The 14,743-nt window shown below is 64.1% G+C and carries 14 protein-coding genes; 3 read left to right on the top strand and 11 right to left on the bottom strand.

Going from position 1 to position 14,743, the window contains the following annotated elements; genetic code table 11:
* Window positions 1-37: 37 nt before the first annotated feature.
* On the bottom strand, window positions 38-715 hold the full coding sequence (ccmB, locus tag ACTORR_RS22575) for a heme exporter protein CcmB (RefSeq protein ID WP_371263234.1): 678 nt from the start codon (window positions 713-715) through the stop codon (window positions 38-40).
* Window positions 703-1,335 (bottom strand): cytochrome c biogenesis heme-transporting ATPase CcmA, encoded by a 633-nt coding sequence (ccmA, locus tag ACTORR_RS22570; protein WP_262109597.1) that lies wholly within the window; start codon window positions 1,333-1,335, stop codon window positions 703-705. Before ccmA ends, ccmB begins: the two co-directional genes overlap by 13 nt.
* A 131-nt stretch (window positions 1,336-1,466) precedes the next feature.
* On the opposite strand from ccmA, the gene fliK reads away from it, so the two are divergent.
* Genes fliK through ACTORR_RS22555 form a run of 3 tightly spaced genes read left to right on the top strand, consistent with a single transcriptional unit; the run spans window position 1,467 to window position 6,167 of the window.
* Window positions 1,467-3,026, top strand: a complete 1,560-nt coding sequence (fliK, locus tag ACTORR_RS22565) for a flagellar hook-length control protein FliK (RefSeq protein WP_313364510.1) — start codon at window positions 1,467-1,469, stop codon at window positions 3,024-3,026.
* Complete coding sequence (locus tag ACTORR_RS22560) at window positions 3,023-3,367, top strand: EscU/YscU/HrcU family type III secretion system export apparatus switch protein (protein WP_054884171.1); 345 nt, start codon at window positions 3,023-3,025, stop codon at window positions 3,365-3,367. Before fliK ends, ACTORR_RS22560 begins: the two co-directional genes overlap by 4 nt.
* A gap of 58 nt (window positions 3,368-3,425) precedes the next feature.
* Window positions 3,426-6,167, top strand: coding sequence for a dermonecrotic toxin domain-containing protein (locus ACTORR_RS22555; protein WP_313364509.1), 2,742 nt, complete (start codon window positions 3,426-3,428; stop codon window positions 6,165-6,167).
* 97 nt (window positions 6,168-6,264) lie between these two features.
* Here the strand turns inward: ACTORR_RS22555 and ACTORR_RS22550 are convergent, their stop codons facing one another.
* The 9 genes from ACTORR_RS22550 to ACTORR_RS22510 all read right to left on the bottom strand — a co-directional run bounded on the left by ACTORR_RS22550 (window position 6,265) and on the right by ACTORR_RS22510 (window position 14,724).
* Window positions 6,265-6,660, bottom strand: coding sequence for a DUF2802 domain-containing protein (locus ACTORR_RS22550; protein WP_054884173.1), 396 nt, complete (start codon window positions 6,658-6,660; stop codon window positions 6,265-6,267).
* A gap of 1 nt (window position 6,661) precedes the next feature.
* Window positions 6,662-7,141: a chemotaxis protein CheW gene (locus ACTORR_RS22545; protein WP_016393802.1), complete on the bottom strand. Its 480-nt coding sequence runs from the start codon at window positions 7,139-7,141 to the stop codon at window positions 6,662-6,664.
* A 43-nt stretch (window positions 7,142-7,184) separates the two neighbouring features.
* On the bottom strand, window positions 7,185-8,069 hold the full coding sequence (locus ACTORR_RS22540; RefSeq protein WP_262109599.1) for a CheW domain-containing protein: 885 nt from the start codon (window positions 8,067-8,069) through the stop codon (window positions 7,185-7,187).
* Window positions 8,066-8,857, bottom strand: coding sequence for a ParA family protein (locus ACTORR_RS22535; protein WP_054884175.1), 792 nt, complete (start codon window positions 8,855-8,857; stop codon window positions 8,066-8,068). The genes ACTORR_RS22540 and ACTORR_RS22535 overlap by 4 nt, the downstream gene beginning before the upstream one ends.
* Window positions 8,858-8,924: 67 nt before the next feature.
* Window positions 8,925-9,782 carry a flagellar motor protein MotD gene (gene motD, locus ACTORR_RS22530; RefSeq protein WP_313365586.1) on the bottom strand — a complete coding sequence of 286 codons (858 nt, stop codon included), beginning with the start codon at window positions 9,780-9,782 and terminating at the stop codon, window positions 8,925-8,927.
* A 3-nt stretch (window positions 9,783-9,785) separates the two neighbouring features.
* Window positions 9,786-10,526 carry a flagellar motor protein gene (locus tag ACTORR_RS22525; RefSeq protein WP_054884177.1) on the bottom strand — a complete coding sequence of 247 codons (741 nt, stop codon included), beginning with the start codon at window positions 10,524-10,526 and terminating at the stop codon, window positions 9,786-9,788.
* Window positions 10,526-11,656, bottom strand: a complete 1,131-nt coding sequence (locus tag ACTORR_RS22520) for a protein-glutamate methylesterase/protein-glutamine glutaminase (RefSeq protein ID WP_099814196.1) — start codon at window positions 11,654-11,656, stop codon at window positions 10,526-10,528. Before ACTORR_RS22520 ends, ACTORR_RS22525 begins: the two co-directional genes overlap by 1 nt.
* Window positions 11,657-11,703: 47 nt before the next feature.
* On the bottom strand, window positions 11,704-13,923 hold the full coding sequence (locus ACTORR_RS22515) for a chemotaxis protein CheA (protein WP_054884179.1): 2,220 nt from the start codon (window positions 13,921-13,923) through the stop codon (window positions 11,704-11,706).
* Between the two features lie 12 nt (window positions 13,924-13,935).
* Window positions 13,936-14,724 carry a protein phosphatase CheZ gene (locus tag ACTORR_RS22510; protein ID WP_313365583.1) on the bottom strand — a complete coding sequence of 263 codons (789 nt, stop codon included), beginning with the start codon at window positions 14,722-14,724 and terminating at the stop codon, window positions 13,936-13,938.
* Between the last annotated feature and the right edge of the window lie 19 nt (window positions 14,725-14,743).

Below are 14,743 nucleotides of genomic sequence, written 5' to 3'. Positions count from 1 at the left end.
TCCAGGGTATTAGCCGGGCTTGAGAGCCCGGGACTCGTTATTCGCCGACGCTGATCTTCAGCCCGGCGGCTATCGCAAAGGGTGCCAGGGTAACCGCCAGGGCTGTCAGGCTGGCGAGCCAGAGCAAATGACCGGTGGCAGGCATATTCTGCAATGCTGCCTGCAACGCGCCACTGCCCAGGATCAATACAGGGATATACAACGGCAGAATCAGCAGCGCCAGTAACAAACCACCGCGCTTGAGGCCGACCGTCAGCGCAGCGCCAACAGCGCCCAGCAGGCTCAACACCGGCGTGCCCAACAGCAGTGAACCGAGCAGCACCGGCAGGCAGTGGCTGGGCAAGCCCAGCATCAGCGCCAGCAACGGCGCCAACAATACCAGCGCCAGCCCGGAAAAGATCCAGTGTGCCAGGACCTTGGCCAGCACCAGCATGGCCAGCGGGTGCGGTGATAGCACCCACTGCTCCAGCGAACCGTCCTCGAAATCGCTGCGAAACAGGCCGTCCAGCGACAGCAGCACGGCGAGCAAGGCTGCGACCCAGACCAGGCCAGGCGACAAGGTTTGCAACAATTGGCTTTCCGGACCAACCGCCAGCGGGAACAGCGCCACGACGATGGCGAAGAACACCAGCGGGTTGGCCAGCTCCGCCGGGCGGCGGAACAGCAGGCGTGCTTCACGGCGCAGCAACAGGATGAATACGCTCATGCCGCCCATTGCCCCAGGTTGAGTTCCCGGTAGCCGGACGGCTTGCGTTCCAGGGTGTGGTGCGTTGTCAGCACCACCGTGCCGCCCTGTTCACAGTGAGCCGCCAGGTGCGCTTCGAGCTGGGCCACGCCCTGCTTGTCGAGGGCAGTGAAGGGTTCGTCGAGGATCCACAGTGGCGGGCTGCCCAGGTACAGCCGGGCCAGGGCCACGCGGCGCTGCTGACCAGCGGACAGGGTATGGCAGGGAACGTCTTCGAAACCGCGCAAGCCGACCGCTTCGAGTGCCGACCAGATGGCATCAGGGGTAGCCGGTTGGTGCAAGGCACAGAGCCAGGTGAGATTTTCCTCCGCCGTGAGCAGGTCCTTGATACCCGCAGCGTGGCCGACCCACAGCAGGATGCTGGCCAGGGCATGGCGCTGGTCGCCAAGCGGCTGGCCACCCAGCAGGATCTGCCCGGCAGTCGGCTGCATCAGCCCGGCCAACAGGCGCAGCAGGCTGGTCTTGCCACTGCCGTTGGGGCCGCTGATCTGCAGCATGTCGCCGGGGCGCAGCTGGAAATCGAGGTGCTCGAACAGCAGGCGCCAGTCGCGCTCGCAGGCCAGGCCCACGGCTTGGAGGTGAAGGGTCACGGGTTCGCCTTATCTATAGCTTCTCAAGTCGCCCACCTCGCTGCCGTTATACTGGCAGTGACAGGCGGCAGGCATTATTACATGTGCTGCCACGCTGCCAAGAGGGCGGGCTCCACAGGTTGTATACAATCATGACTGAAATCAATAGTCTCGGCGCACAAACCGCGATCAATCCGCAAGCGATCAAGGCCCAGCTGACCGGTGAACTGCTCAACCTGACCCAGGCGCAGCCGGGCCTGCTCAAGCCAGGCGAAACCGCTCAGGCCGAAGTGCTGACGATGCGCCAGAATGGCAGTACCTTCCAGCTGGTGCTGCAAGTGTTCCAGGGCAGTGGCAGCCGCACCCAGGTCCAGGCCACTGCCAACCAGCCGATCCCGCCAGGCAGCCAGTTAACCGTCAGCCAGCCGGAGAGCAATCGCCTGGCCGTCATGGTGCAACAAGCCAATGCCAGCAACATCGCCACCCTCACCCAACTGGACACCGGCAAGGTGCCGGTCGGTACCCTGCTGCAGGGCAAGGTCCTGACCAACCAGGCGCTGCCCCAGACCGTGGGTGAAGCGGCCACCTTCCGCTCGCTGGTCAGCCTGCTCAATACCGCTCAGGCCGGCGCTACGTTGGCCATCGACAGCCCGCGCCCGTTGCCGATCGGCAGCCTGCTCAGCGCCCTGGTGCAAGGCGACCAGTCGCTGCGGTTCGTGCCGCTCAGCGGGCGCCAGGAGCAATTGAACATCGCCCAGCAGTTGCTTGCCCAGCAAGGCCGCCAGGCTTCCTTGCCCGGCCTGCTAAGCGCGCTGCAGCAGATTGCCAACAGTCCGGTCAGCGACAGCGAGCTGCGCAACACCGCCAACAGCCTGCTGGCCAACCTGCCGGATGCCCGCCAACTCAGTGACGGCAAAGCCCTCGCCCAGGCCCTGAACAACAGTGGGGCGTTCCTGGAGGCCAAGCTGCTCGGCGGCCTTGGCGCCAACGTGGCCACCGACCTCAAAGCGCAGCTGGTCAGGCTGGTGGCACAGGCGTCGAGCAACGCCCCCAGCGGCCCGATGACCGCCTCCGCCACCCTGGCCCAAGCACTACCGGCCATGGCCCGCAGTGCCCTGGGCATGCTTGACCGGGTCAGCCCAAGGACACCGCCAGGGGCCTTTCCCCTGCCCTCGAGGCTGTTGCAGGCCATGGAAAACGAAGGCGACCTGCAACAGCTGCTGCGCCTGGCCGCCGCCGCGATCTCGCGCTTGCAGAGCCACGCCCTGAGCAGCCTGCAGCAATCCGGCACGCTGGAAAACGGCAACCTGCAGACCACCTGGCAGACAGAAGTACCGATCCGCCACGGCCAGGAGTTCATTCCCCTGCAAGTCAAACTGCAGCGCGAGGAAACCCCGGAACAGCAAGCCGAACGCCAGCAGCACGAACCGCACGACCCGCTGCAGGCGCTATGGCGGATCGAGATGGCATTCGACCTGGCACCCTTGGGGCCTTTGCAGGTGCAGGCGCAACTGCTCCAGGGGCGGCTGTCCGGCCAGCTCTGGGCCGAGCGTGAACAGACCGCACGACTGGTCGACAGCCAGCTCGGCAACCTGCGCGAACGCCTGTTGGCCCGCGGCCTCGACGTCGGCGACCTGGAATGCCACCCTGGCATTGCGCCACAGGGCCCGCGCACGCGGGTGGAGCAACGCTGGGTGGACGAAACCGCATGAGCAACAAGCAACCACGCCAGGCCATCGCCCTGAGCTACGACGGCCAGCAGGCTCCGACACTGACCGCCAAAGGTGATGACGAGCTGGCCGACGCGATCCTGGCCCTGGCCCGCGAATACGAAGTACCAATCTACGAGAACGCCGAACTCGTTCGCCTGCTGGCGCGCCTGGAGCTGGGCGAGCAGATCCCCGAAGCGTTGTACCTGACCATCGCCGAGATCATCGCCTTCGCCTGGCAATTGCGCGGCAAGGTGCCGCCAGGGTTCGACGATGCTCCCGTGCAACCGCGCGATATCTCACCCGCGATTCTCGGGCTGCCGCCAGCCGATAGCACTATCTAGCGCCCGGCACCGTCCGCGCTTCGCACACTGGGCCCTCTTCGATCATGAGGGCTTCATCATGCTTCCCCTACCTGCACCCCACCTCGACCTGGTGCGCCAGGCCTTGCACGACCTGCCGCGCCCTGACCAGCTGGCACGCAGCAAGCTGGCCGGCTGGCTCGCCACCCAAGGCTTCAGCGACTCTCCACTGGATGTCGATGTGGTGAGCCTCCACTACCAGAGCGAACCGCTCGGCGAGGGCCGCGCATACACCAGGCAGAACGCCGTGATCACCCAGCGCCTGAACCTGGTCGAGGCACTGTTGAACAACTGGCAGGGCGAGAGCGCCGAAGGCTATGGTGGCTTTCACTATGGTGATTGGGCAGGCCTGGCGCCCAGCACCGAGCTGCACATTGTCGAGCGACTGGAGCCACCTGGGCTATTTTCCAACGCCCCGTCGTATCTGGTGTTCAATGGGCTCTACCGGCGCACCCAACCGCCCCGCTACGCACCGGACACACGCCTGGCCATACGTGCGGAGGACTTCCAGATCTACATCTGGAGCCTGCATTTTCACAACGACTTCAAGGCCCAGCTCGACGCCTACTGGCTCAAGCGCCAGGCGCATTACCAGCGGGCCATCCGCATCGCCTTCATCGCCGCCTGCAATCAGCAAATCCTGCACGGCAGCCTGACCCCGGCCAGCCGCCTGATGATCTGGCGTGCCGCAGGGCTGGTGCCACGCGAGGACGTGCGCTCGAGCATGCTCAATATCTATGGCTACAGGTCATCGAGCATCGTCTTGCTCAGCCATGTATCGGCACCTGAGGTAGTGCTGTACATTCCCGGAAACGCGGCCCCCTTCCACGAGTTCGCCAACCTTGCCGCGCTGCAGCAGTGGATCGCCGCGCAGTGCCGGGACGAAGCGAGCCGGCTCGCCCTGCGCAGTCACTTCAACCGTGCCGACTGGCCGGACGGCCTGGACTTCAGCGGGCTGGACACGGCGCTCAAGGGGCTCGGCCTGTATCCCCGGCCGCACCGCCTGTCGGTCAACCATCCAGGGTTCACCACCAGTGGTGTGTGGACACCAGGCGAGGTCATCAACTATCGGCCCGACAAGTACAGCCCGCCGATCCAGGGCGAGCTCTTCGAGGCTTTGACCCTGCTGCAAAAGCAGCGCACCTACGCCGACGCCGACAGCCAGATCACCAGCAACCACGACATCAACAAGGCGCACTGGGCCGGTTACCTCGGCCTGGTCACCACCCTGCTCGCGCCGCTGGTCATCGTGCTGCCCGAACTGACCCCGCTGCTGGTCGTCGGCGGCCTTGCTCAGTTCGGTCTGGGTCTGGATGCCGCGATCAATGGCAAGAGCCTGCGGCAAAAAGAGCAAAGCGTCAGCACACAGGTATTCGGCCTGCTCAATGCGCTGCCTGCCGGCGGCAACCTGTTGGGGCGGCCGGCTGAGGTGTTTCGCTTCACCCGCCCGGGCTTTTTCAGCAGCCAGCGCCTTGGCGAACTGCTCGGCGCGCCAATCGGCGCTGCGCCACAAGTTCAAGCGGTGGAGCTCGAACCGGCCGAGTTGGCCTTTCGCGAGCAGGCGCACATTTCCTCGGGAGCCATCTCAGCGCTGGTCACCCGCATCGACGAGAACCTGGGTCATCGTTTCGCTGCCTGGATACAGCACAACGGCCAGGTAACCAGCGAATGGGTACACTACGAGTTCGCCAGTGACAGCTTCATCCGCTTGCGGGATATCAAACTGATCAACCCACCGCGCTGGATCATCGAGGCCGAAGGCGATCCGGCCCTCGTGCTGTCCACGCAACGGCGTATCGCCAGCGAGGCGCAGCGCAAGGCCACGTTGCATGCCCTGGGCATCAACCTGCAACTGCCGGTCGACTATGCGCCGTACGCGCAGCTCAAACGCACGCCGATTCCGCAAATCGTCAGCAGTGTCTGGTTGGGGGACAAGGTACTCGAAGGTGAGTTCCTGCAGGCACTGGTCCACAACGCCCACGCCTTGCGCGGTTCGCCCTATCGGTTTCAGATTTTCCTGTCACGGCAGAACCGCCCGGCCTACCTGACCAACCTGCGTCTATTACGCGAGCACCGAGTTGACCAGGCCCTGCTGATGCCATTGGAGGACCAGGACTTCTTCCAGGCATTTTCCCAATCGCCCTATTTCCCGCAGTATCAGGCAGCGCTCGATGGCAATGGCGGCGTGGCACGCAACTTCAGCTCGGCCTGCGACATCCTGCGCTACCGCTTGCTTTCACATTACGGGGGGCTGTACCTGGATGCCGATGATCGGCTGCTGCTGGCAACCGGGACCCGGACCGAGCTACCGCTGCAACGCCTTGAACTGAAGACCACCGCAGATGGCCTGCTGCTCTCACCTCCGGTGTCCAACGACCAGATGGGCATGTATATCAAGTACAACAGCAGCATGATCGGCAGCCACCCGGCCAACCCCACACTCGACGCAATATCCGAACGGATACTAGAGCGCTTTCACATGGCGCCCGACTTCTACCTGAGCCGTCCCGACCCCCTGTTGCAACCTTTGCCATTCCAGGCTTACGCCCGGCGGCTGAGCCTGATCAGCGGGCCAGGCGTGCTGAACGACGTCATCGACGATCAGTTGCCGTGGCTCAAGCAACTGCGCGAGCTGTGCAACCTCTTGGTGTCGCCCATCTACGACATCCATGCCACCCTCAATATCAACCTGTTCAATGCCGTGCTGCGTGAACACGTACCACTGGACCAGGTAGCCCAGATGGGCCAGGCGCACAGCTGGGCAGCACCCGGTAGCCGATGAGCAACGAGGCGATATCTGCTGGCGTTGGACCGCATTGCCAGGATTGGCGCGAACCAATCCTGGGTGCACTGACGGCATCCGAAACCCTTTGTCACCTTCACTCGCCGCGGTGCAGCTTGCTCATCAGCTCCGCCTCGGCCTGGGTCAGGCCACAGGTTTCGGTAAGCTCCGCCACGCTGGCACCCATGCCCACCAGCCTGGCGGCCTGGGTGAAGGTCACGCTGTTGGGGTCGCGCTGCTCCAGTTGCTGGAGCCTCTCGGGCAGCGGTGCCACGGTCGCGCGCAGTTCATGGAGTGCCTCACCCATGCGCACGGTGCCGTTCTGGTAGTCATCCAGGCGCTTGGCCAGGTCCTTGATGCGCTGGTCGCGCAGGGCATCGCCCACGGCCTGCTGCGCCGCCAGTTCGCGCTGGCGCTTGCTGTAGTTCAGGAAGAACCACAGGCTCAGGGCCCACAGCAACGCCAGCAAGATTACCGCCACCTCGAAGATCAACTCAGATGTTCTCCAGCTCGGACCACTCTTCCTCGGTCATCATCTTGTCCAGCTCGACCAGGATCAGCAGTTCGCCGTTCTTGTTGCACACGCCCTGGATGAACTTGGCCGACTCCTCGTTGCCCACGTTCGGCGCCGTTTCGATTTCCGACTGGCGCAGGTACACCACCTCGGCGACGCTGTCGACCAGGATGCCGACCACTTGCTTGTCAGCCTCGATGATGACGATACGGGTGTTATCGGTCACATCCGACGGCATCAGGCCAAAGCGCTGGCGGGTGTCGATTACCGTCACCACGTTGCCACGCAGGTTGATGATGCCCAGCACGTAGCTTGGCGCGCCCGGTACCGGAGCGATCTCGGTGTAGCGCAGCACCTCCTGCACCTGCATGACATTGATGCCGTAGGACTCGTTGTCCAGACGGAAGGTTACCCACTGCAGGATCGGATCTTCAGAACCTTGCGCAGACGACTTTTTCATTCCCCTAGCCCTCTAAATCCGCTGTTGGCGGTTGTGTTCGGTGTTATTTCTGTTTGCCATGCAACTGCTTGACCGCACCGCTGGCGATCAGCTCGGCCAGTTCGGCGACGTCGAGCAGTGCACACATGTGTTCGATGACCGTGCCGGCCAACCAGGGGCGCTGGCCACGCTGGCTGCGCCACTTGATCTCGGCCGGGTCCAGGCGCAGCGAGCGGCTGACCTGATGGACCGCCAGGCCCCATTCGTAGCCTTGGACGGAAATCACGTAGTTCAAGCCCTGGCGGAAGTCGTCGCGGTAGCGGTCGGGCATCACCCAGCGCGCGGTGTCCAGCACCTTGAGGTTGCCGGCCTGGCAGGTGAGGATGCCGAGGAACCAGTCCGGCTGACCGAACAGCGGCGTCAACTCCTGGCCCTCCAGACTGTAGATCGAGCCCAGGCATACCAGCGGCACTGCCAAGGTCAACCCGGCAACGTCGAACAGCAGGCACTCGAACGGCTCGGCCGCCCAGGCCGGGCGGCCATCGACGCTGGCCGGAGGTGTCGGTATGTCAGCCATACCGGCCGCTGGCAGGTGCACGTCCACCAGCGGTGCTACCGGCTCCGGCGTGGGCACTTCGGTCAGCACCGGGATGCTGGCTTCAGCCACCACTTGCGCCTCGACCACCGCCACCACAGGCTGCTCGACCGGCAGCACGGCGGGCAGCACCTTCACCTGCGGCTCGGCAAAAGGCTTGGCGGCAAGTGTCGGCGGATTCGCGTCGCGTGCCTGCTCTTCACGCACGGCGGCGGCGAACTCATCATCCGCTGCGGGCTGTGCAACCGAGCTTGGCAATTCGAGGATATCCTCGGCCTCGGTGGCCTCCTGCAGCAACCCATCAAGGTAGGACTGCAGGGCCAGTTGCGGCTTGGTGCCGACAGGTCGATTCATGAGGCCACCTGCGCGGCGGGCTTGTAGGTCAGCATATGTTTGAGCAGTGCCCGATAGGCGATCACGCCGCGGCTCTTGCCATCGAACTGCGACGGCGTGACGCCATTGCGGCTGGCATCGCGCAGGCGCGTGTCGACCGGGATGTAGCCCTGCCACACCTGATGCTCGTAGGTATCGCGCAGCACCTTCAGGGTGCCGAGCGAGGCCTGGGTGCGACGGTCGAACAGGGTCGGCACGATCTGGTACGGCAACGCCTGCTTGCGCGAACGGTTGACCATGGCCAAGGTGCCGATCATGCGTTCCAGGCCCTTCACTGCAAGAAACTCGGTTTGCACCGGAATCACCAGCTGCTGGCTCGCAGCCAGGGCGTTGACCATCAGCACGCCCAGCAATGGCGGGCTGTCGATCAGCGCAAAGTCGAAATCCTGCCACAACTGCGCCAGACTCTTGGCGATCACCAGCCCCAAGCCACTCTGCCCTGGCGACTGACGCTCCAGCACCGCCAGCGCCGTGCTCGAAGGCAGCAGCGAAATACGCTCATCGCTGGTCGGCAACAGCAACTGCCCCGGCAGGCCCTCGGGCACGCTGCCCTTGTGCAGGAACAGGTCGTAGCAGCTGTGCTCCAGGGCATCCGGGTTGTGCCCAAAATAGCTGGTCATCGAGCCATGCGGGTCGAGATCGACGACGACCACGCGCTTGCCCGCCTCGGCCAGCAGGCCGGCCAGGGCGATAGTGGTGGTGGTCTTGCCCACGCCACCTTTTTGATTGGCTACTGCCCAGACTCTCATAGGACAACTCTTGTCTCATTGGTGTCGCCGGCTGCCCCAGGGCATGCGGTGACGGAGAATTGACGGCTCATCTCGCCGTCGTCGCTGCTGGAGCTGGCGGTGCACTTTGTGTGCCAGCACGACGCAGCGCAGCATCCGCAGTGGCGTTGGCACTGCCCGAGCCGGTCAGGCTGCGGCGCACTTCGAGGTTACGGGAAATAACCAGCACCACCCGACGATTGCGTGCACGCCCTTCGGCGCTGTCGTTGCTGGCCACCGGTTGGTACTCGCCATAGCCCACCGAGGCCATGCGCGCCGGGTTGACCCCTTCCATGGCCAGCAGCCGCACGATGCTCGCTGCCCGCGCTGCCGACAGCTCCCAGTTGGTCGGGTACTGCGCCGTGCGGATCGGCAGGTTGTCGGTGAAGCCCTCGACATGCACCGGGTTGGCGAACGGCTTGAGGATCTTGCCGACCTTCTCGATGATGGCGAACGCCTGGTCGCTGGGCATGGCATCGCCACTGCCGAACAGCAGCGATGAATTAAGCTCGATCTCCACCCACAGCTCATTGCCGCGCACGGTCATCTGGTCGGACTTGATCAAATCGCCGAAGGCATCGCGCACATCGTCGCTGATGGTTTTCAAGGGGTCGACGCTGGTCTGCGCCAGGCCGGCATCGGTCTGCTCGCTGTCCTTGATCAGCGGCTGCGCCGGTTTCACGCTGAGCGGCTGTTCATCCCCGATCGGAATCGGCCTCATGCTGCGTTCAGGGTCGTTGAACACCCCGAGCAGCGCTTGCGAAATGACCTTGTACTTGCCCTCGTTGATCGAGGAGATCGAATACATGACCACGAAAAAGGCGAACAGCAAGGTGATGAAGTCGGCGTACGACACCAGCCAGCGTTCGTGATTCTCGTGCTCCTCGGTATGACGGCGACGGCGCATGGCTTACTCCATGAAGCCTTGTAGCTTCAGCTCGATCGAGCGCGGGTTTTCACCCTCGGCAATCGACAGCAGGCCTTCGAGCAGCATCTCGCGGTAGCGCGACTGGCGCAGGACGATGGCCTTGAGCTTGTTGGCGATCGGCAGCAGGATCAGGTTGGCACTGGCCACGCCGTAGATGGTGGCGACGAAGGCCACGGCGATGCCGTTGCCCAGCTGCGACGGGTCAGCCAGGTTGCCCATGACGTGGATCAGGCCCATGACCGCACCGATGATACCAATGGTCGGGGCATAGCCGCCCATGCTCTCGAACACCTTGGCGGCCTGGATATCACGGCTTTCCTGGGTCAGGAAGTCGACTTCGAGGATGCTGCGGATCGATTCCGGCTCGGCACCGTCGACCAACAATTGCAGGCCCTTGCGGGCGTATGGGTCAGGTTCGGCATCGGCCACGCCTTCCAGGCCGAGCAGGCCTTCCTTGCGCGCCGTCAGGCTCCAGTTGACCACACGGTCGATACCACCGGCGAGATCGACCCGCGGCGGGAAGAAAATCCAGCGCAAGATCTGCAAAGCGCGCTTGAATGCCGGCAACGGCGACTGCAGCAAGGCCGCCGCCAGGGTGCCACCGAGCACGATCAGGCCGGCCGGGCCATTGAGCAAGGCCCCCACGTGGCCACCTTCGAGGAAGTTGCCACCGACGATGGCGACAAACGCCAGGATCAGGCCAATCAGGCTGAGCACATCCATCAGACGCAAGCCTCGACCAGGTGTTTGCCGATTTCATCCAGGCTGTACACCGCGTCGGCCAGGTTGGCTTTGACGATGGCCATGGGCATGCCATAGATCACGCAACTGGCTTCATCCTGGGCCCACACGGTGCTGCCGCCCTGCTTGAGCAGGCGTGCGCCTTCACGGCCATCGGCGCCCATGCCGGTGAGCACCACCGACAGCACCTTGTCACCATAGGACTTGGCGGCCGAGCCGAAGGTAATGTCCACGCACGGCTTGTAGTTCAGGCGCTCGTCGCCTGGCAGGATCTTCACCGTGCCACGGCCGTCGATCATCATCTGCTTGCCGCCGGGGGCCAGCAGCGCCAGGCCCGGGCGCAGCACGTCGCCGTCCTCGGCTTCCTTGACGCTGATCTTGCACAGCTTGTCGAGGCGTTCGGCGAACGCCTTGGTGAAGGCAGCGGGCATGTGCTGGATCAGCACGATCGGCGCCGGGAAGCTGGCCGGCAACTGGGTCAGCACCCGCTGCAGGGCCACCGGGCCGCCAGTGGAAGTCCCGATCGCCACCAGCTTGTAAGGCTTGCGCTTGGGTGCCGGGGAATGTGATGCAGCCGGTGCCGGCGTCGGCACACGGGCAGGTGCAGCAGCACGCACCGGCGCGGCGCTGGCCAGACTGCTGGCGGGTGCATGGCTGCTGGCCGGCGCAGGTGCGCTGACCGGCGCGTGGCTGGCGTAGCTTCCAAAACGGCGGTTGCTGCGCGAGATGGTGTGCACCTTCTCGCACAGCAGCTGCTTGACCTTCTCTGGGTTGCGCGAGATGTCTTCGAAGTTCTTCGGCAGGTAATCCACTGCACCGGCATCCAGAGCGTCGAGGGTGACGCGGGCGCCTTCATGGGTCAGCGAGGAGAACATCAAAACGGGCGTCGGGCAGCGCTGCATGATATGCCGCACTGCAGTGATGCCATCCATCATGGGCATTTCGTAGTCCATGGTGATGACATCGGGCTTGAGCGCCAGTGCCTGGTCGATCGCTTCCCTGCCGTTGGTCGCGGTGCCAACCACCTGGATCGTCGGGTCCGCCGAGAGGATTTCCGAAACGCGGCGGCGGAAGAAACCGGAATCATCCACCACCAGGACCTTGACTGCCATAAACACTCCATTAGGCGGCGCAACCCGCCAGGGTGCGCCGCCGAAAATCAGATACGCCGTGCCGCGTAACGCTTGAGCATGCTCGGCACGTCGAGAATCAGCGCGATGCGGCCGTCACCGGTGATGGTGGCGCCAGACATGCCCGGGGTGCCCTGCAGCATCTTGCCCAGCGGCTTGATCACCACCTCTTCCTGGCCGACCAGCTGGTCGACCACGAAACCGATGCGCTGGGTGCCGACCGAGAGGATCACCACATGGCCCTCATGCTGCTCCTCGTGCACCTGGCCCTGAACCAGCCAGCGCTTGAGGTAGAACAGCGGCAGCGCCTTGTCGCGCACGATCACCACTTCCTGGCCGTCGACCACGTTGGTGCGCGACAGGTCGAGGTGGAAGATCTCGTTGACGTTGACCAGCGGGAAGGCGAACGCCTGGTTGCCCAGCATCACCATCAGGGTGGGCATGATCGCCAGGGTCAGCGGCACCTTGATGACGATCTTCGAACCCTGGCCCTTGGCCGAGAAAATGTTGATCGAGCCGTTGAGCTGGGAAATCTTGGTCTTCACCACGTCCATGCCGACGCCGCGGCCAGACACGTCGGAGATCTCGGTCTTGGTCGAGAAGCCCGGGGCGAAGATCAGGTTGTAGCAGTCCGACTCGCTGAGGCGGTCGGCAGCGTCCTTGTCCATCAGGCCCTTTTCCACGGCCTTGGCGCGCAGGATGCTCGGGTCCATGCCCTTGCCATCATCGGAGATCGACAGCAGGATGTGGTCACCTTCCTGCTCGGCCGAGAGCACCACGCGGCCGGTGCGGGCCTTGCCGGCGGCTTCACGCTCGTCCGGCATCTCGACACCGTGGTCGACGGCGTTGCGCACCAGGTGCACCAGCGGGTCGGCCAAGGCCTCGACGAGGTTCTTGTCGAGGTCGGTCTCTTCACCGACCAGCTCCAGGTTGATCTCTTTCTTCAACTGCCGAGCCAGGTCGCGGACCAGGCGCGGGAAGCGGCCGAACACCTTCTTGATCGGCTGCATGCGGGTTTTCATCACCGCGGTCTGCAGGTCGGCGGTGACCACATCGAGGTTGGACACCGCCTTGGACATGGCCTCGTCGCCGCTGTTCAGGCCCAGGCGCACCAGACGGTTACGCACCAGCACCAGTTCGCCGACCATGTTCATGATCTCGTCCAGGCGCGCAGTATCGACGCGCACGGTGGTTTCCGCTTCGCTGGCCGGCTTTTCCGCGGCCGGGGCCGGAGTACGGGCTGGCGCTGCTGGCCTGGCAGCCGCAGCCGGTGCAGCGGCTGCCGGTGCTGCTGCAGGCTTGGCGATCGGTTTGCTTTCGGCCACCGCCGCAACTGGCTCTGCCGCGGCAACCGGCGCTTCGCTGGCAGCGCTGTCACCGGTGAACTTGCCCTTGCCGTGCAACTGGTCGAGCAACGCTTCGAACTCGTGTTCGGTGATCTCGTCACTGCTGGCGGGTGCGACCACGTTTTGCGCAGTAGCGGCGGCAGCCGGCAAGGCGTCGGCCTGGAAGGTGCCTTTGCCATGCAACTGGTCGAGCAGCGACTCGAATTCTTCGTCGGTGATCTCGTCGCTCACCGGCGCACTGGCATCGCCCCCCGCTTCGGCGGCGGCGACTTCGGGCGAGAATTGGCCCTTGCCATGCAACTGGTCGAGCAACGATTCGAACTCGGCGTCGGTGATGTCGTCACCCGAGCCGCTCAGGGTCTCGCCCTGCATTTGCGCTTGGGCAGCGGCAGCTTCGGCCTTGACCGCATCGAGCGAGTCGAGCAGCTGTTCGAACTCGGTGTCGGTGATGTCCGCCTCGGCCGCCACAGGCTCGGGCGCTGCCTCGACCACCGGCGCAGGGGCATCGGCGCTGGCAGGCTCTGCCAGGCGCGACAGGGCCGCCAGCAGCTCCGGGGTGGCCGGTGTGACTGCACTGCGCTCACGCACCTGGCCGAACATGCTGTTGACCGTGTCCAGTGCTTCGAGCACCACGTCCATCAGTTCCGCGTCGACCCGGCGCTCACCTTTGCGCAGGATGTCGAACACGTTCTCGGCGATGTGGCAGCACTCCACCAGCTCATTCAGCTGAAGGAAGCCGGCGCCCCCTTTTACAGTGTGGAAACCGCGAAAGATCGCATTGAGCAGGTCGGCATCGTCAGGCCGGCTTTCCAGCTCGACCAGTTGCTCGGACAGTTGCTCAAGAATTTCGCCGGCTTCTACCAGGAAATCCTGAAGGATTTCTTCATCGGCGCCGAAGCTCATTAAACGTGCTCCTTAAAAACCCAGGCTGGACAGCAGATCGTCGACGTCGTCCTGACCGGACACAACGTCTTCACGCTTATCGGCATGAATCTGCGGACCTTCACCCCGAGTCGGATGTTTTTCTTGATCTTTTTCAGCGCGCAGCTGCTGGTGGTCATGTTCGATACCGGCAAAACGGTCGACCTGACTGGCCATCAGCACGAGCTTGAGCAGATTGCTTTCCACTTCGGTCACCAGCGCAGTGACGCGCTTGATCACCTGGCCGGTCAGGTCTTGGTAGTCCTGAGCCAGCAGTATGTCGTTGAGGTGGCCGGCGACCTTGCGGTTGCCCCCGGCGCTGTGCGTCAGGAAACTGTCGACACGCTTGACCAGTTCGCGAAACTCCGGCGCTGCGACTTCGCGGCGCATGAAGCGCTGCCAGTCGACGCTCAGCCCTTGCGCCTCGGCTGCCAGCTCGTTGAGCACCGGGGTGCTCTCCTCCACCAGATCCATGGTGCGGTTGGCCGCACCCTCGGTGAGCTTGACCACATAGGACAGGCGCTCGGTGGCATCGGTGATCTGCGAGACTTCCTCGGCCTGCGGCATGCGCGGGTCGATCTGGAAGCTGACGATCGCGCTGTGCAGCTCACGGGTGAGCTTGCCGACCTCCTGGTACAGGCCACGGTCTCGGGTCTGGTTGAGCTGGTGGATCAGTTGCACGGCATCGCCGAAGTGGCCTTTCTCCAGGCTCGAGACCAATTCTTGCGCGTGCTTCTTGAGGGTCGACTCGAACTCCCCCAATGACGTATTTGATGATTCCATGGCGCCCCCCTGACGTGAC

The sequence above is a fragment of the Pseudomonas sp. SAR267 genome (genome assembly GCF_052077595.1).
GTDB classification, from domain to species: domain Bacteria; phylum Pseudomonadota; class Gammaproteobacteria; order Pseudomonadales; family Pseudomonadaceae; genus Aquipseudomonas; species Aquipseudomonas vlassakiae.
This window is presented reverse-complemented; position numbering and strand designations above follow the sequence as displayed.